11 protein-coding genes are annotated in these 17,006 nt (G+C 62.3%); 5 read left to right on the forward strand and 6 right to left on the reverse strand.

Annotated elements, in window-relative coordinates; translation table 11 throughout:
* The 6 genes from EWF95_RS12750 to EWF95_RS12775 form a co-directional block, all read right to left on the reverse strand.
* Entirely contained in the window at nucleotides 1-1,329 is a 1,329-nt protein-coding gene (locus EWF95_RS12750) for a DUF444 family protein (protein ID WP_142444468.1), read from the reverse strand.
* Nucleotides 1,329-3,734 (reverse strand): kinase anchor protein, encoded by a 2,406-nt coding sequence (locus tag EWF95_RS12755; protein WP_142444469.1) that lies wholly within the window; start codon nucleotides 3,732-3,734, stop codon nucleotides 1,329-1,331. The genes EWF95_RS12750 and EWF95_RS12755 overlap by 1 nt, the downstream gene beginning before the upstream one ends.
* A gap of 2 nt (nucleotides 3,735-3,736) precedes the next feature.
* Nucleotides 3,737-5,812 (reverse strand): PrkA family serine protein kinase, encoded by a 2,076-nt coding sequence (locus EWF95_RS12760; RefSeq protein WP_142444470.1) that lies wholly within the window; start codon nucleotides 5,810-5,812, stop codon nucleotides 3,737-3,739.
* A 407-nt stretch (nucleotides 5,813-6,219) separates the two neighbouring features.
* A complete protein-coding gene (locus EWF95_RS12765; RefSeq protein WP_142444471.1) occupies nucleotides 6,220-8,895 on the reverse strand; it encodes a heavy metal translocating P-type ATPase in 2,676 nt (891 codons plus the stop codon).
* A 90-nt stretch (nucleotides 8,896-8,985) separates the two neighbouring features.
* The gene (locus EWF95_RS12770; RefSeq protein WP_142444472.1) at nucleotides 8,986-9,576 is read right to left on the reverse strand and encodes an AsnC family transcriptional regulator; all 591 of its coding nucleotides are present in this window, start codon (nucleotides 9,574-9,576) and stop codon (nucleotides 8,986-8,988) included.
* A gap of 184 nt (nucleotides 9,577-9,760) precedes the next feature.
* Nucleotides 9,761-11,404, reverse strand: coding sequence for a DUF1508 domain-containing protein (locus tag EWF95_RS12775; RefSeq protein ID WP_142444473.1), 1,644 nt, complete (start codon nucleotides 11,402-11,404; stop codon nucleotides 9,761-9,763).
* A 449-nt stretch (nucleotides 11,405-11,853) separates the two neighbouring features.
* On the opposite strand from EWF95_RS12775, the gene EWF95_RS12785 reads away from it, so the two are divergent.
* From EWF95_RS12785 to EWF95_RS12805, 5 genes are all read left to right on the forward strand, one after another.
* Nucleotides 11,854-11,988 carry a heavy-metal-associated domain-containing protein gene (locus EWF95_RS12785; protein ID WP_394348588.1) on the forward strand — a complete coding sequence of 45 codons (135 nt, stop codon included), beginning with the start codon at nucleotides 11,854-11,856 and terminating at the stop codon, nucleotides 11,986-11,988.
* Nucleotides 11,989-12,195: 207 nt separating this feature from the next.
* Nucleotides 12,196-12,795 (forward strand): superoxide dismutase, encoded by a 600-nt coding sequence (gene sod, locus EWF95_RS12790; RefSeq protein WP_142444475.1) that lies wholly within the window; start codon nucleotides 12,196-12,198, stop codon nucleotides 12,793-12,795.
* A gap of 280 nt (nucleotides 12,796-13,075) precedes the next feature.
* Nucleotides 13,076-14,623, forward strand: coding sequence for a glycerol kinase GlpK (gene glpK / locus EWF95_RS12795; protein WP_142444476.1), 1,548 nt, complete (start codon nucleotides 13,076-13,078; stop codon nucleotides 14,621-14,623).
* Complete coding sequence (locus EWF95_RS12800) at nucleotides 14,623-15,639, forward strand: hypothetical protein (protein ID WP_142444477.1); 1,017 nt, start codon at nucleotides 14,623-14,625, stop codon at nucleotides 15,637-15,639. The genes glpK and EWF95_RS12800 overlap by 1 nt, the downstream gene beginning before the upstream one ends.
* A gap of 154 nt (nucleotides 15,640-15,793) precedes the next feature.
* On the forward strand, nucleotides 15,794-16,975 hold the full coding sequence (locus EWF95_RS12805; RefSeq protein WP_142444478.1) for a Cdc6/Cdc18 family protein: 1,182 nt from the start codon (nucleotides 15,794-15,796) through the stop codon (nucleotides 16,973-16,975).
* Nucleotides 16,976-17,006: the final 31 nt, after the last annotated feature.

Here is a 17,006-nt window from a genome sequence, read left to right on the forward strand (position 1 = left end):
TCATTCGTCGCTCTCTTCGGTGCTGAGTATCTCATAGATCGCATCGGTCACATCCTCGGGGCCGGTCACCCGGGCGACGGCAACGTTGCCGGCATCGCCGAGTGCCTGTTCGACCTCGTCGGCGTGTCGGGCGTTCTTGGTCTTCCCACCGGGCTGGGTTTCAACATACCCGTGCAGGTTCGCATCGATCGAACGCATCAACGGGATCACGTTCTGTTGGGTGTCGGCGCCGGCGTTCTCGGAGTCGCCGGCGGCAAACACATACCGGTTCCACTCGCTGAAGGGGTAGGATTCGAGGATCTCTTCGACCCGCTCGTAGGCACTGGAGATGCGGGTGCCGCCGCCGGACTGGATCCCGAAGAACTCCTCGCGGTCGACCTCCCAGGCCTCGGCGTCGTGGACGACATAGTGGAACTCGGCGGCGTCGTACTTGCCGGTCAGATACCAGTCTATCGGCGTGAACACACGTTCGACAAGCTCGCGCTTGGTCTCCCGCATCGACCCCGAGGCGTCGCGGATGTTCACAACGACAACGTTGCGTTCGTGTTGTTCGATGACCTCAGGATGCCGAAACCGCTCGTCCTCACGGCGGAATGGGATCGTGTCGAGCCCCTCTCGTCGGATGCGTTCGCCCACCGATTCGCGGTCGACGTCGGCCTCAAGCGTCTCGAAGTCAGGCCAGCGGGCGACCGACTCGATGGGCTCCCCACGCTCGGTCTCGATCTCGCCGGCTGCGTCGGCGATCCACGCCCGCGAGACCGGAATGTGTGACTCGCGGGCCCAGGTGAACACCTCGTCGACGCCGGCCCCATCGACAAACAGCCCTTCACGCACGTAGTCCTCGTCGAAATCCGTCGCCAGATGGCGTTTGAGGCCGCGTTTGAACAGCTCATCAACGTCGAGTGATCCCTTCGGCCCGGCCCGAGCGGTATCGGTGAACGCTCCCTCGACCTCCTCGACGACGCGTTTGCCCTTGGGTTCGAGATCGAGGCCGAGTTCCTCGTCGAGCTCTTCGGCAAACTCCTCGGGATCCATCTCGTAGTACTCGTGGTCGCCGCCCTCCTCACCGGGATCGCCGGCCTCGTCGCCCTCGTCGGGCTGTGGATTGACCGGCTGGCCGGGCTGTGGCTGGCCCCCCTCGGCTTGTCCGACACCACCAACCTCGCGTTGGTCGTACTCGAAGGAGGGGAGGTCGACGATCTTGATCGGGATGCGAACCTGGTGTGGCCCCGAGCCGCCGAGATCGCCGTGGCTGATGAACTCCGTGAGATCTTCACGGCGTGATTCGCCGACAGCGCGGAACCGTTCACGATCCTCCGGCAGCCCCATCAGCGATCACCCCTGGTAAGCGTGGTCGACGATCCATCGCCGCTGTCTTCGAGCCCAGCCCGTTTGCCGCCATCCGTTGACAGCGTTGCCCACGTCTCGCGGAGCTCGCGCATCACAGCCCGGCTGGTGAGCTCGGCCGACGCCCGGCTGTATCCCTGCTCGACCATGCGATCGATTGTCGCCGTTTTCACCTGTTCGGTCTTGGTGTCGGCCGGGGGATCAGCCCACTCGCCGGGATCGAGTTCCGGAAACCGGCGTTTTAGATCCGCGAGATCGTTGGTTGTGAGCACCGTCTGTAGCTCCGGGATCTCGTCGAGATCGACATCCTCGACGCTGAACTCGTCGCCACGGTTGCGCCACGCATACCGGGTGAGCGCGCGAATCACCTGCTCGCGCCGGAACTCGGCGACCACATCGGTCGGCTCCGTGCCGCGGTAGTCATCCTCATCGAACCGTCCGAGCGTTTCGGTCTCAAAGACCTTCATGGCCAACGCGTCCGGCGACTTCTGGCCGCGGTCGGTTGCAACCGGCTCGTCGGCATCCCACGCGTAGACGTGTTCGACATACTCGGCGACCGTTTCTGTCGAGACGGTTTCGGCCGCCAACGCGGCGTCGATCACGTCGGTCTGCTGTTGCTCGCGGACGCGCTCGGCAACCGCGGTGTGGCGGCTCTCGAACTCCTTGATCTCCCCGCGGGAGAACACCGGTGCGTCGGCCAGCCGGTCGACCATCGCCGCCAACACGTCGTGTGGCATCACGACGCGCTCGACGGGCAAGGATGGATGACCACGATCGCTTTCCTCGCTCAGGAGGTCGGCAACGACATCGCGTGTGTAGGTCACCGGGATCCCCGTTCGCCCGTCGTCGTCGCCGAAGGCCACGTCGGCGGCGGTGATCACCTCCTCATCGCGGCGAAGCTCGCCCGTCTCATACAGGCGGGCCTTTTCGATCAGATCGATATCGGCAGGGAGATCGTCGGCCTCAAGCCGGGTAATAACCGCGTACAGCGCGGCCGCCCCGACGGCATGGGGGGCAAGTTCCCGCTGGCGAGTCTGCCCGTCGTCATCGCGGACTGTTGTCCGAACTGCCGCTCTGACATGGTCGTCGGGCTCGCCCTGTCGATCGACTGCTGTGGCATCGTCGGGAGGGCTGTTGGCTCCCGATTCGCCAACCGTCACCCCAGGAACGCCGGTCTGGCCGGTGATCTCTCGTCGGAGCAGGCCGGCTTCAAGCCCGCGGTCGGTGAGATACCGGAACTCATGCCGGGTGAGGCGGCGTTTCAGTGCTTTTAGCGGGTCTGCCCCGTCCTTTTCGGCGTGACGGTCAAGCTCGGCGTCGAGATCCGGGTTTGAGATGACGATCAGCTGTGTGTCGACATCCATCCCGATCCCCTTATCGAGCTTAACGCGATTTTCGTCGGGGACGTTGAGCAGTCGCTGCAGGAGGTCAGCGTGTTGGCTTGCGTCTTCGACGATGGTGGCGACGCCGTTGCCCTGCGAGAGCACGCCGTCGTAGCTGAACGCCTGTGGGTTCTTCCGGCCGCGGGAGTCGAGTTCCCGAAGCATCCCGCTCATCCACGAGCCGACGAGTCGCTCCTTCGGTGTGCCGTCGTCCTCGGCGTGGAGCACGCCGATCCCCTGTCCAACGTCGACGACGTAGCTCGTCACCCTGAGATGATCGCGGTCGGAGACCGCCGAAAAGAGGTCACGGCGGCCCTCCTCGCGGTAAGTTGATTCCAGATAGTCGTAGGCCTCGCGGCTAAACGGATCGAGATCGATATCCGCGGCGATCGGGTAGGTCGTCTCGTCGGCGGCCGCCTCGGCGATCTCCGCCCGGATGGCATCCGGAAACACAGCCAGCGGCTGTATCTGGACGGGACTTCGGTACCACGCGGTGGCGTCGCCGCCGCTACCATATGACAGTGAGCGCGCCGAGCCACTGGTGCCGGTGACGTTCCACTCAACCGTGTACCGCCGTCCGGCATCCGTCTTCGAGAACTCCCGTAGCCCGTTGACCAGACACCGCTTGAACTCGGACTTGCCTGTGGCTGTCGGCCCATCGATCCAGACGATCTTCTCATCGTTGCCGCGGCCCGCAGCGGCCGCCCGGAGGTCGTCGACAAAGGCGTTCAGCGCGGCGGTGTTTCCCAGCACCGCGTGCTCGCCATCGTTGAACGGGTCGTCGAAAAACCGGTAGCGATCCAGCTCCTCGCCGCGTTCCTCAACCGTGCGGGTGCCCTGAGATTCGATCGCCGCGAGCAGATACCGCGGCCCGGAGGCGGCGGCGATCGGGTTCGTGAGCACCCGCTCGACGTAGGTATCGAGGCTCATCGGCGAGTCGTAGGCCTGTTGCAGTCGCTCATCGGCCGCCCGTCGGAACCGCTCGCCGTCTGTGGTGTCTGTCATCCTTACTCAGCTCCATCCTCCATCTCCGAGCGGGCAACAGCCGCGCCTGCGTACTCCAGTACTTCGGCGGCCCCATCCGCTGAGTAGCCGCGGTCGACGAGAGCGTCAACCCACGCGCTCCGCTCCTCGTCGTCGAGATCCGTCGCCGACACGAGCGCCGAGAAGTTGATGTTGTGTTTCTTATCCTCCCAGAGCTTCCGTTCGAGCGCTCGGCGCAGGCGGTCGTTGTCCTGTGGATCGAAATCCCGCCCCTCGCGGGCCCGCCGAGAGACCCAGTTCGAGACCTCCTGTCGGAAATCATCCTTGCGGTCGGAGGGGATATCGAGTTGCTCTTCGACCGCTCGGAGGAACGTCTCGTCGGGTTCGGTCTCGCGGCCGGTCAGCTCATCGTCGACGGTGGCATCGTCGATGTAGGCCATGACGTGATCCATGTACTTCTCGCCTTGGCGGCGGAGTTCGTCGACATCGTAGGCGAGGGCATGGCGAACGTCCTCGATGGCGCGTTCGCGGTACTCCTCGCGGACGGTATCGAGCAGCCGCTCGTAGCGGTCGAGATCGTCGGCCGCGATCGAGCCGTGGCCGCCGAGATTCGCCTCGAAGTGATCGAACACGGAGAGCGGCGAGAGGTATGACCGATCGCGGTGGGTCGCGTCCATGATCGCCTCGGCGATCTCGTCGCCGATGAATCGGGCGGAGACACCCTCCATCCCTTCGCCGATGTCGGCTGACTCCTCGGCGTCCTCGCGGAGCTTTCGCCGGTCGATCTCCTCGTCTTCAAGCTCGCCGTTGTAGACCTTCGCCTTCTCCAGTAGGTCGACGGTCTCGTCGGTTGGCTCTTCGAGGCGGGTCAGGACGCCAAAGAGGCCGGCCATCTGCAGGGTGTGTGGCTCGACGTGGACGTTCGGCACGTCGGCGTTCTGCAGCATCTTCCGGTAGATGCTGGATTCGCTTTCATACTCCAGCACGTAGGGGTAGTCGATGCGCTTGGTGCGGTCGTTGAACGCCTCCATCTTCTCGTCGCCGGTCTTCTCGCGGTACTCCGGCATGTTCGTCCGGCCGACGATCACCTGATCGATATCGATCCGGGGGTTGTTCTTCGGCTTGATCGTGCCTTCCTGGGAGGCGTGCAGGAAATCATAGAGAAACTCCCGCTGAAGTTTGAGGAGCTCCTCCCCGGAGAACAGCCCGCGGTTGGCGTTACAGAACGCGCCGGCGTAATCGAAGGCGCGCGGATCTGACTCGCCGTAGACGGCCAGTTTCGCGTAGTTGGTGTCGCCGGTGAGCTCGGTTTCGTCCTGATTTTTCTTATCTTTCGGCTCAAACGTCTCGATACACTCCCGGCGGTTCTCGCTGGCGACCAGCCGGATCACCTCAACGTGGTTGTCGAGGACGGCTTCCAGGTCGTCGTCGTAGTGGGCCAGCAACTCGTCCATGTAGAACTCCGAGGCAGGGTCGAGATGCTGGTCGTTGCGGAGCGTGTAGGGCGCGTCGAGGGTTTCGTTGAGATCCTCGATGACCGCCGCGCGCTGTTCGCCCGGCAGCAACACCAGCGGATCCTGGTTCATCGGTGAGCGAACCGTGTCATCGCCCGGATCCTGATCGTCGATCACCGAGCAGAGATCGGTCCACCGGAACGTGTACATCCGGCCGGCGTCGGCACGGGTGTAGGCTTCGAAGTATCGCCGGGTGAGCCAGTCAAAGTGGGATTTTCCAGAGCCGACCGGCCCCAACAGCAGTTTGATGCGTTTTTCGGGGCCGAGGCCACGAGCACCGGATTTCACCTTGTTGACAAACTCGTGGATCGCCTCGTGGATCTCCCGGCCGTAGAAGACGTTTTCGCCGTCGTGGAGTGGATCCTCGGCGGCGAGTGCGTACTCGACGAGGCCGTCGTCCTCGTCGTACTGCGTGCCGTAATGATCAAACATATCGGCGACCCGCTGGTGGGCGTTGCGTGCGATACGTGGATCGTCGTACAGTGTGTCGAGATACCAGCTAAACGAGCGGGATTCCCGAAGGTCATCAGGGATTGTCGTTTGATACTCCTTGCTGAGCCGTTCAAGCGTATGTCGGTCTGTCATTTATCTGTGGGCTCGAACTGGTGGCGAGAACGACGTGGCACACAGCGACTGACCCACCGCGAGCCGCCGACGGGATCGGCTATCTACAAGACAAACAGGTGACTGTTCGTCCCAACATACCAACTCCAGAGAGCAGCACTTCGTCAAGAACCAACACAGGGGCGTCGTTGTCTCGACCCGTATTCGAGGCTACCTAGGGGACGGGGATTGACAGCAATAAGCATGTCGTCGATTCACATGATTTCGATGAGTTGTCAGGTGCCGATTTTTCCTGGCTGTCACCGGCTGCTGTGATCACGATACGATGATGGGACACTGCTCGGCGACAACCGGATAACAACCGCGCTGAGAATGGGAGCGGGGCGAGATGTGACAGGCAGTGGTGTCCCACAATTGTACCCTGATGGCTAGCTGAACAGACCGAACAGCTTGTAGTCCTCGTCGGGCGAGTAGTTGCGGAACAGCAGGCTGTTTGTCAGCACCGACACGCTGGAAAACGCCATCGCGCCCGCAGCTAAGACGGGTTGGAGCAACCCCAGTGACGCCAACGGGATCATCGCCGTGTTGTAGCCGAGTGCCCACACGAGGTTTTGCTTGATTTTCTGGAGCGTCGCATCCGAGATCCGGATCGCCTTCACCACGTCGAGCGGGTCGTCGCGCATCAATGTCACGTCGGCGGCCTCGATGGCAACGTCGGTGCCGGAGCCGATTGCGGTGCCGACGTAGGCGACCGCCAGCGCGGGCGCGTCGTTGACACCGTCGCCGACCATCATCGCTTTGCGGCCCTCCGACTGGATCGCCTCGACTGCATCGGATTTGTCTTCGGGGAGGACGCCAGCGCGGACGTTGTCGGGGTCGATGCCGACCTGCTCGGCGACCGCCCGGGCGGTGTGTTCGTTGTCGCCGGTGATCATCATCACGTCAACCCCGCGCTCTTGCAGTGCAGCGACGGCGTCTTTCGCGCTGGGTTTGATCGTATCCGCGTCGGCGACGATGCCAGCGAGTGCGCCGTCGACGGCGACGAGCATCGCCGTTTTGCCCTCGCGTTCGAGTTCTTCCATCGTCTCGGCCGCAGGATCGGTGTCGATGCCGTTGTCTTGCAGGAGTTTGCGGTTGCCGACCAGTACTTCAACTGCTCGCGGGTCGCCACGCTCCCCGCTCGCTCGTTCGGAGCCGCTTCGCGGCTCCCGGCCCTCAACGGTCGCTCGAATCCCCTGTCCGGGGACGTTCTCGAACTCGTCGGGCTCGCCCACGTCGATGCCGCGTTCTTTCGCGCCATCGACAATCGCACGAGCGAGTGGGTGTTCGCTGCCGCTTTCCGCGGTCGCCGCCAGTCGAAGCACTTCGTCCTCACTGCGCTTGTCGCGTTCGGCGAGTTGGCCGCCATCGGCCGCCGGCTCGCCGCCGTCAGCGACTGCGTTGCCCTCGCTGTCGAAAGCGACCACATCGGTTAATTCCATTTCGCCTTCGGTGAGCGTTCCCGTTTTGTCGAAGACCACAGTGTCGACATCGCGGGCACGTTCGAGGATGTCACCGCCTTTGAACAGGACGCCGTTCTGTGCGCCGATTGTCGTCCCGACCATCGTCGCCGCTGGCGTCGCCAGGCCGAGCGCGCAGGGACAGGCGATGAGGACGGCTGAGGCGAAGACGACGACCGCGAACTCGAAGACGGAGACTGTTCCGCCGACGACACTTGGCCCGCCAGCGACCGGCTCCCACAGCGGCAGGGCATCGACGAATCCGGCCAGTACCTCAGGGAACAGGAACCACACGAATCCCCAGAATAGGGCGTTGGCGATCACGATGGGGACGAAGTACGCCGAGATGCGGTCGGCAACGTTCTGGATCTCGGGCTGCCGCGACTGGGCGTCTTTGACGGTCTGGACGATCTGCTGGAGGGCGGTATCGCTGCCGACCTTCGTCGCTTCGACGACGAGCACACCGTTCTCGTTGATCGTTGAGCCGACGACCTCGTCGCCCTCACCCTTTTCGACCGGGACTGATTCTCCCGTTACCATTGACTCATCGACCGCCGACTGGCCATCGACGACGACGCCGTCGGTCGGGATCTGCTCGCCCGGCCGAACTTTCATCCGGTCGCCGACCTCGACATCCTCCAGCGGGATTTCCTCCTTACCATCGTCGGTGATAATCGTCGCCGTATCGGCTTCCATTTCGAGCAGTTTTCTGAGCGCGTCGCCGGCCTGGCCCTTCGAGCGGGCTTCGAGGTAGTTGCCGAGCGTGATGAACACGAGGATCAGCGCGGCCGTATCGAAGTAGAGACTGCCGGCGATCAGGCCCGCGAGCACGGCGACGGAGTAGCCGTAGGCCGTCGACGACCCCAGCGCGATCAGCACGTCCATGTTCGCGCGGCGGTTCTTCACGAGAGCTTTGTACGAGTTCTTGTAGAACGGCCGCCCGAGGACGATCTGGACGGGTGTTGCCAGCAGGAACTCGACCCACCCGAACCGGACGCCGAAGACGGTCTCGGGGACGAGCGCGCCGCCGAGCAGGAACTTGTCGGCGAGGAAGAGGATGAGCGGAGCCGATAAGGCGGCTCCGAACAGCGTGAGCCGGAGCTGTTTGCGGATTTCCCCCTCGCGTGCGGCGTCGCGGGCGTCGCTGTCGCTGCTGCCGCCGCTCCCGCCGCTGTCGGCCCCGCTTTCTCGCACTGGCGAGTACCCCGCGTTCTCGATTGCGTCATAGAAGGCGTCGATGTCGGCCGCTGCTGGATTGTACCGAACCTGTGCCTCGTCAGTTGCGTAGTTCACCTCCGCCTCGATGACGCCGGGCAGTGATTCGAGGGCGTCGGCGTTGGTGTCGGCGCAGTTCGCACACGACATATCCGTAATTCCGATACTCACCGTCTCGCTGACAGCGCCGTAGCCCGCGTCGTCGATGGCATCGTAGATCGCCGCCAGCGAGACTGCCTCTGGGTCGTACTCGACGGTTGCCTCGTCGGTCGCGTAGTTAGCACTCGCTGACTGGACGCCGTCGAGAGCGCCGACGGCGTCCTCGATCGTTGCCGAACAGTTCGCACAGGACATCCCCGTGATATCGAGGGTGGTGTTGCGAGTGGTCATGGTGTCCTAGTATACGGGCTCCCTACTTACTGCGTTTTCTACTTCGAGAGTACGGCTCAACGACCGCCGAAACTTTCGACTCCAAACCGACTACGCGTCTGCGGCCAACTCCGCGTAGCGATCCGCGAAGCGCGTGTGACAGGACGAACAGCAGAAGTGGTAGACCTCGCCGTCGATGCGGGCGGTTTCACCCTCGCTGTCGACGGTGTTGCCACACTCCGCACAGGTCAGCGCGAACTCGATGCCATCGACCGAGGGCGTCCACGACACGTCGTCGACGAGCGTGACCGCGTAGTCGTCGATGGGAACGTCGTCGAACAGACCTGTGACCCACTCGCGGACGTTCTGTGCCTCGACGCGGGCGTAAAACCGCAGGTCGCCCTCGGCGGTGACGAAGACGTGTTCGACGGCGTCGGCGTTCTGTACCCGTTCGCGTGCCGCGTCGAGCGACCCCGGTGGCAGTTCACAATCGATCAGTACCGCCACGCCGGCCCGCAGCGTGGAGCGGTCGACATCGATGGTGAAGCCGTTGATGACGCCGGCCTCCTCCAGCCGCGTCACGCGGTCGGAGACGGCTGGCCCGGACAACCCCACTTCGTCGCCGATCTCGCTGAACGGCCGGCGAGCGTCGTCGGCCAGCATCGAGAGGATTTTCATGTCGGTTTCGTCGAGATCGCGCATAGCTAAACTACGGGAGCCGGATACAATACCTTTGCCCAGTGTTTACTTTGGAATCCGTTATCTCGTTCCGAATTTACCTTGGAAACCGTTGTGGATGGCCATAAAACCAACTCTCTGATTCTTCGTCAGTATGAGAGCTCTCCGAAAACCTCCCTGCAGAATATCAGCCCCCGCAATCTCCCGATCAGCTGGCTGACTCGTCAAGCGACGCGGTCGGGGTGTTGCGCTTGATGCTCTCGATACCCTCGTAAGCACGCCTCCGCTCGGTGTAGCCTTCGCCGCTGTCGGCCAGAACGTTCCCGTTCTGGTGACGGAGTCGCCAGCGGTACTCGCCGCCGGCGTCCTCGAACACTTCGAAGGCTGCACGACCGATCGCAAGCCGCTTAGCGTCGGGTGCGTACTTCTGGACACGCTCAATACCGTCTTCGGCTGCACCCTTCGAGTTGTAGCCCTCACCACTGTCGGCGATGATCTCGTCATTGCTGGCGCGGAGTCGCCAGCGGTATTCGCCAGCCGAATCCTCGAACACCTCGAATTCGAGTTCCTCAACGCGCTCGCGCAGGCGGTCGACGGCACGGTTCGCGTCGTTGCGGCGGGTGTAGCCTTCGCCACTGTCGGCGAGGATGTTCCCGTTTTTGTGGACGAGCCGCCAACGCCACTGCTCGGCGTTGTCCGTGTAGACCTCGAATCCGGTCGGATCGAACCGGAGGTAGTCCGCCGGGGCGACGAGTTCACGAACCCGTTCGACGGCGCGCTTGGCGTTACTCTTCGAGCTATACCCTTCGCTGCCGTCGCCGATGAGATTCCCGTTGTCGTGGCGAAGTCGCCAGCGGTACTCGCCGGCGGCGTCCTCGTAGAGTTCGACGGTCGCCTGGCTCTCGACTTCGCTGACTGGTTCGAACGCCTCGTCGGCGGGCGGCAGATCAGCTTCGCTTTCGATGCGCATGACTGTCGCTCCGAGCGCGTTCCGCCGGACGCTGTTGAGGCCTTTCTGTGCATTGTGTCGCTGGGTGTAGCCCTCGCCTGCGGTCGCGATGAGGTTCCCGTTACGGTGACGGAGTCGCCAGCGGTACTCGCCGGCCGAATCCTCGTACTCCTCGAAGCGACCGTGGCTCTCGTGGAGGCGGTCGATGCGTTCGGCGAGATCGGCCTCGTCCGCCTCGGTGTCTGCAAGCATCGACTGGAGTTGTCTCACGTGCTGTGCGAGGTCTGCCTCGTCGGCTGCGGCGTCACCGAGTTCTGATTCGAGGGCCTCGATCCGTCGCGAGAGGTCGTCCTCGTCGGCTTCCGCGTCGGCGAGTGAGCCGAGCAGTTCGTCGATCCGGCGTGCGAGATCCGATTCGTCCGCCGCGGTGTCACGAAGTGCTGCTTCTAGTTCTTCGATGTCGGCTCGATCCGTGATCAATGGGATGAGGAAGCCAGCGATCCCGATGATGATCAAGCCGATCGCGTAGAGAACCATGACGGCGGGGCTCCCAGTGTTAACGCTCCACTGGTCGGGGAAGACGACCGTGAACCACGCAAGTGAGATGAGACAGACGGCGAGCCCCGCGTACGCGAGATAGACGGCCTTCTTCTGGAGTGGGAGTCGGATGATGGGCCCAACGATGAGGAAGACCAGTCCCGCACCGCCGGCGAGGATACTCACCTCGCGACCAGCCGAAGCCGGCGCACTGATTAACATCAACAGGACGCCGACGATCCCGAGCAGCAAGCCGAGTGCGAATACCCAGTATCCATAGGCTTCGTCGATACTGGTCGGTTTGCCGATCCGGTCGGCGTACCACCTGATCAGTGCACTCTCCTGTGGCTGGTTCTCTGATACCATACGATAGATGGATTACACTCGGTTATAGTATTATCGAAAAAACATAATGATTTTATACACAAATTTGTGCTATCGCTTTCCAACGATTCGCTTGTGTCTACAACCGTGTTAGCAACGAAAGCGTGTGTCAGCACAGCCCGAACTGCATTACTTGGATTTGACTGTTCGTTTCAATTTCGAAAGCCGGCCGTCCGAACTCCGACAGATATCGCTGATAGTCGCTCCAACAAGGCCCCCGATAGCTCCGCCGGAACTGGCTACATTTCGATTGACTAAACCACCAACCGCAGCTCCGATCGCAGCCCCGACGGCTGCGTATTTCGCTCGGTTGAGTGCGGCTGAAATTTGGGATTTCATACGGGAATAACGTCTCCGAGATACATAAACTACGTCAGCCGATCAGGAATATCAGCACGATACATGTCGATTGCGTCGGAACGACGATACTGGTGTCCGCCTCGGTCACGGGCGTGACGGCCGCGAGTGCCGACCGCGAGGCCGCACAGGCGACCGTTGAGGGGGACGCCGCGACTGACGATCTGCTGGCGGCCGTCGAGGACGCCGGCTACGAGGCGTCGACATAACTGTCTGCTCTCCTGGCTATGTTCGCTCATCCTGCCGGGTCGACTAAGAGCGAACCCGACAGAAACACGGAATTGATTTCGATTACACGCTCACGCATGAGGTGCCGAAACCCCTTGTTTCAGCGGCCGATTCGTGGGAATTGCTACCATACAACTCCTCAAGCTTTAACAGCGTGCCACCAGTATCGATGGGTGGAGGAGATACCTATGAGCTACGAACTCGACCCGCTTCCGTACGAGTATGACGCCCTCGAACCGCATATCAGCGAACAAGTCCTGACGTGGCATCACGACACCCACCACCAGGGCTACGTCAACGGCTGGAATTCGGCCGAAGAAACCCTCGAAGAAAACCGCGAAAGCGGCGACTTCGGTTCCAGTGCGGGCGCGATCCGCAATGTGACCCACAACTCTTCGGGCCATATTCTGCACGACCTCTTCTGGCAGAACATGTCGCCGGAGGGCGGCGACGAGCCGAGCGGCGCGCTCGCCGACCGGATCGCCGAGGACTTCGGTTCGTATGAGGCGTGGAAAGGCGAGTTCGAAGCCGCAGCCGGCAACGCCAGCGGCTGGGCACTGCTCGTTTACGATACGTTCTCGAACCAGCTTCGCAACGTCGTGGTCGACAAACACGACCAGGGCGCGATCTGGGGCGGTCACCCGATTCTCGCACTCGACGTCTGGGAGCACTCCTACTACTACGATTACGGTCCGGCCCGCGGCGACTTCGTTGATGCGTTCTTCAACGTTGTCGACTGGGAGGAACCGAGTGCACGCTACGAACAGGCTGTCGAGCTCTTCGAGTAACTCGGGCGTTCACGCTATTTTTTGCGACGCTGATCGGGTAGCGACAGCACTATTTCGGGGGACGGCGCAAGCACTGCAAGGACACATGGCCCTCAACGCAGGGTGAGCGTGAGGGAATCCACGAACGAACCGAGCAGAACTCAGGTCGGCTCGCTGGCTTTTTTCGGGCGTTGGGAGCACTGAGAGGGGCTGGAACCGATATTTGAACGGTAGCTGTTGGAATTCCCTAAATTATAAATACTGAACGAACGTTCGTTCGATCGCGGAGGGATAATATCCAATGACAGAGACATACGTTGGTTCAATCGATCAGGGGACGACTGGAACTCGTTTCATGGTCTTCGATCATGATGGGCAAGTCGTATCGCAAGCGTACGAAAAACACGAACAGATCTATCCGGAGCCCGGCTGGGTTGAGCACGACCCGATGGAAATCTGGGAGAACACGAAGCTCGTCATCAACGAGGCCCTGGATAAAGAGGGGATCGACCCCGAGCAGCTCGACGCGTTCGGTGTCACCAACCAGCGCGAGACCACGATTGTGTGGGACAAAGAGACCGGCAAGCCAGTCCACAATGCACTCGTCTGGCAGGATCGTCGCACGACGAACCGCGTCGAAGAAATCCAAGACGAGTCCACGGACACGCTGACCGTCGAGACGATCCGAGAAAAAACAGGCCTCGAATGCGATGCCTACTTTTCGGCGACGAAGACTGAATGGATCCTCGACAACGCCGACCCGATCAAGCTCCAGCGATCACGACCGGAAGATGTCCGTGACCGTGCTGAAGACGGCGAACTCCTGATGGGGACGATCGACACGTGGGTCATCTACAACCTCACTGGAAATCATATCACCGACGTGTCCAACGCCTCGCGGACGATGCTCTACAACATCGAGGAGCTCGAATGGGACGACGAGCTCCTTGAGGAGTTCCGCGTACCCGAGTCCATGCTGCCGGAAGTGCGTCCATCCTCGGACGAGGACACCTATGGTTCCACCGACGCCGATGGCTTCCTCGGTGCCGAAGTGCCTGTCGCAGGCGCGCTCGGCGACCAGCAGGCTGCCCTGTTCGGCCAGACCTGTTTCGACGCAGGTGACGCCAAGAACACCTACGGAACCGGTTCGTTCATCCTCATGAACACCGGTAACGAGGCTGTCCCCTCGGATCATGGCCTCCTCACCACCATCGGCTTCCAACAGTCAGGTGGTGACGTTCAGTACGCCCTTGAGGGTTCGATCTTCATCACGGGAGCCGCAATCGAATGGCTCGAAGACATGACGCTCATCGAGGACGCTGCGGAGTCCGAGGAACTCGCCCGCAGCATCGACTCGACTGATGGTGTCTACGTCGTCCCGGCGTTCACCGGACTTGGCGCGCCTCACTGGGACGGTCGCGCACGCGGGACGATCGTCGGCATGACCCGTGGCACCCGACGCGAACACATCGTTCGTGCCACGCTCGAATCCATCGCCTACCAGACCAAAGACGTCGCCGAGGCCATGGTCGAAGACGCCGACATCGACCTGTCAAGCCTCCGCGTCGACGGCGGAGCTGTGAAGAACAACTTCCTCTGTCAGCTTCAGTCCAACATCATCGGCACGGAGATCGTCCGCCCTGTGGTTGACGAGACGACTGCCCTGGGATCGGCCTACGCCGCCGGCCTCGCCGTCGGCTACTGGGATACGGTTGACGAACTCCGCGACAACTGGCAGGTCGACCGACGCTTCCCTGTCGACGAGGACGCCGACATCGAAGTCAACTACGACCGCTGGAAAGATGCCGTCGAACGAGCCGAAGACTGGGCACAGGACGGTGGTGAATAATGGTTTCGCCAACGTTGCTTCAGTTCGGCGGGCTCACTGATCCGACACTGTTGCTTACCGCCATTGCAGGCGGGGCCTTCGGTGCTGCCATCGGTGCACTGCCAGCGTTCATCTTCACCGGCTTCATGGTGATCGCAGGTGAGGCAGTCCGCGTGCTCGGTATCGATGGTGTCGAAGGCGCGTCGGTCACCAATGCTGGTGGTTTCACGAACGTCATCGGTTTCGGTCCGCTCTTCGGCCCGCACGTCGCCTTCGCAGGCGGTGCCGCAGCCGCGGCATATGCAGCCAAGCAGGGCTACATCGACGACGGAAAGAACATCCTCTGGGCTGCCGGAACCCAGAAGATCGACGTGCTCGGTATTGGTGCGCTCTTCGGTCTCTTCGGTCACGCGCTCGTGACGATCCTGGTCGGTATCGAGTGGCCGACTGACCCCATCGCGACGACAGTGTTCCTGTCGGCAGTTGTCCACCGTGTTGCCTTCGGCTACAGCATCATCGGTGAGATCACCGGTGACGGGCTGTTCGATGTCGGTCCGTGGGAGCGCGACGAGGACGACGCACCCGGCATCTGGCTGCCATGGCAGTACAAATGGAGCGGTGTCGTCGCAATCGGTCTGATCGGCGGTCTCTTCGGTGGATACACCTTCCAGGCAACCGAGAGTGTCTTCATCAGCTTCGGTATCGCCGCAGCGAGCCTCGTGTTCCTGCAGTGTGGCACTGACAACATCCCGGTTACCCACCACATCATGTTCCCAGGTGCGTTCGGTACGATGGGTGCATCAGCCGGTATCGCCTCGGGGAGCCCGGCACTTGCGCTCATCTTCGGTGGCCTCTGGGGAGCCGGCGGCGCGCTCCTTGGTGAGGTCTGTAACCGTGTCTTCTACATGCACGGTAAGACCCACGTGGACCCACCAGCGTTCGCTATCGCACTGATGGGTATCCTCGCGGCAGCCATGACCGCGATCGGTGTCTTCGACGCCAACATCTGGTTTACCTTCGAGACGTTCCTCGGGTAAGCCACCGGCAGTCACCACACTCCTTTCACCCGTTTGGTGAGCTCGGAGCCGCTAACACTCGTCTTGTGACGGTGTTGGCTGACGTACTCTGGGTTTCCAGTCCCCGAACACAGAGACAGATCGCACGACAGACGGTTCCCACAAAGACACAGCCATGACTCTCAAAGAGCGGATCGCACGCCGACACCGGACTACCGGCGACCTCCGGCTGGTGCTCGAATCCGACGCGCTGAACCCGATTGCGCATCCGGCTGAGCCGACCGGCCGAGAGACCATTATCGAACAGTTGCTCGATGGCCTCGCTCCGGTGTTCGATGGCCACTGTCCGAGCGACTGCTACGTCTGGGGGCCGAAAGGGGCCGGCAAATCCGCGGTCGTCCGACCGCTGTTCGAGCAGTTGCGGCGACTGCTCGGCCGCAACGAAACCGAGATCTACACGACGACGCGGACGGCACCCGCTCCAAACGTGCGGTTCGTCTACGTCGACGCCCGGCGTTCTCAGTCGGCGTTCGCGCTGTTGCATACGGTCGTCGACACCGTCATCGCGGAGTCGATCCCGCGACAGGGCGTCGGCAGCGATGTCATCATCGAACGGTTCGCCGACCACCTCGCTGAGACGAACCGACAGCTCGTCGTCGCTGTCGACCATGTCGGCGAACCCGAAACCCTCTCGGTCGAAGCGGCCTTTGAGCAGTTCGACGCCTTCGGCGACGCGGTCAGCTGTCTCGCCGTCGGCCGGACGGAGCCGACCGACACCGTCGTCAGTAGCCGACCTGACATCGAGACGATCCACGTCGACGCCTACACCCAATACTCGCTGGTCGAAGTGTTGACCAACCGCGTCGCCGACGGCCGGCTTCGAACGGCGACGACGGACGAACAGCTCACCGCGCTGGCGCGGTGGGCTGAGGGTGACGCCCACGACGCCCTCGCCGCGCTGTTCGTGGCTACCGACCGAGCGGCCAAGCGCAACAGATCGACGGTCACTGACGACGATATCGCCCACGCCACGGCGACGATGCCACGTCCGGAAGTCTCGCTCGCACAGGTCCTCCTCCTGCCACCCAGCCGCCAGCAGGTGCTTCGTGCCCTCCTCGACGTTCCGGAGAGCGACCGCTCGTCGGTCGAAAACACGACTGCCGCAATCGCCGCCGCCGATACTGTTGACCTCTCGGCCGGCACCCTCAAACGCTACCTGTATGAACTCGCCGACGACGGTTTCGTCGAGCGAATCCGCACGGACGGCTCGACGAGCGGTCGGCCCCCGAGCCGCATCGAGCCGCGGTTCCCGACGCGGGTGTTCCGCCGGCTCCACGAACTCGATGAGGTGTTGTGACCGTCTCGCTGGCACTCGGCGCACCGCTCAT

The organism is Halonotius roseus (genome assembly GCF_006861655.1).
In the GTDB taxonomy this organism is placed as follows: Archaea; Halobacteriota; Halobacteria; order Halobacteriales; family Haloferacaceae; genus Halonotius; species Halonotius roseus.

What these genes read in the sequence shown, in the direction of transcription:
- EWF95_RS12750 (WP_142444468.1), bottom strand. Translation starts at nt 1,329, where the DNA reads ATGGGGCTGCCGGAGGATCGTGAACGGTTCCGCGCTGTCGGCGAATCA.
- EWF95_RS12755 (WP_142444469.1), bottom strand. Translation starts at nt 3,734, where the DNA reads ATGACAGACACCACAGACGGCGAGCGGTTCCGACGGGCGGCCGATGAG.
- EWF95_RS12760 (WP_142444470.1), bottom strand. Translation starts at nt 5,812, where the DNA reads ATGACAGACCGACATACGCTTGAACGGCTCAGCAAGGAGTATCAAACG.
- EWF95_RS12765 (WP_142444471.1), bottom strand. Translation starts at nt 8,895, where the DNA reads ATGACCACTCGCAACACCACCCTCGATATCACGGGGATGTCCTGTGCG.
- EWF95_RS12770 (WP_142444472.1), bottom strand. Translation starts at nt 9,576, where the DNA reads ATGCGCGATCTCGACGAAACCGACATGAAAATCCTCTCGATGCTGGCC.
- EWF95_RS12775 (WP_142444473.1), bottom strand. Translation starts at nt 11,404, where the DNA reads ATGGTATCAGAGAACCAGCCACAGGAGAGTGCACTGATCAGGTGGTAC.
- sod (WP_142444475.1), top strand. Translation starts at nt 12,196, where the DNA reads ATGAGCTACGAACTCGACCCGCTTCCGTACGAGTATGACGCCCTCGAA.
- glpK (WP_142444476.1), top strand. Translation starts at nt 13,076, where the DNA reads ATGACAGAGACATACGTTGGTTCAATCGATCAGGGGACGACTGGAACT.
- EWF95_RS12800 (WP_142444477.1), top strand. Translation starts at nt 14,623, where the DNA reads ATGGTTTCGCCAACGTTGCTTCAGTTCGGCGGGCTCACTGATCCGACA.
- EWF95_RS12805 (WP_142444478.1), top strand. Translation starts at nt 15,794, where the DNA reads ATGACTCTCAAAGAGCGGATCGCACGCCGACACCGGACTACCGGCGAC.